The organism is Bowmanella dokdonensis (assembly GCF_017254865.1).
Lineage (GTDB): Bacteria > Pseudomonadota > Gammaproteobacteria > Enterobacterales > Alteromonadaceae > Bowmanella > Bowmanella dokdonensis.
Map to the genome: position 1 here is coordinate 1 of NZ_JAFKCV010000270.1, position 315 is coordinate 315.

The 315-nt window shown below is 51.1% G+C and carries 1 protein-coding gene; it reads right to left on the reverse strand.

The features are described from left to right. Positions 1–4: 4 nt before the first annotated feature. Positions 5–315 (reverse strand): hypothetical protein (locus tag J0A66_RS22530; protein WP_206576048.1); only part of this gene is annotated, 311 nt, incomplete at its 5' end.

Sequence of the window (315 nt, forward strand, 5' to 3'; positions counted from 1 at the left end):
CAGTCTATACAGTTGGTGTAGAAAGCTTGTGCTGCACTTGCTGCCATGCTTTTGGGGATTCACCCATCAGCCAGAAGTACAATCGTGCGTACGCCCTGGCCAGTCGCTCGTTTAATGTCAGTTTAGACGGGGGAGCGGCAAACACGGTTTGTGGCGGAATCGCGTGGCGGTGAATATCTAGGAAGCGAAAGACGCGCAGTAAGCTCTGTTCGTGTTCGGTTTGCAACGCTTCCTGATTCAGTATCAGGATTTGCGGCGCAGGAATTGTGTTGAACACTGTCTGTAACTGCCGGCTATAGCGTCCTCTATTAAGAT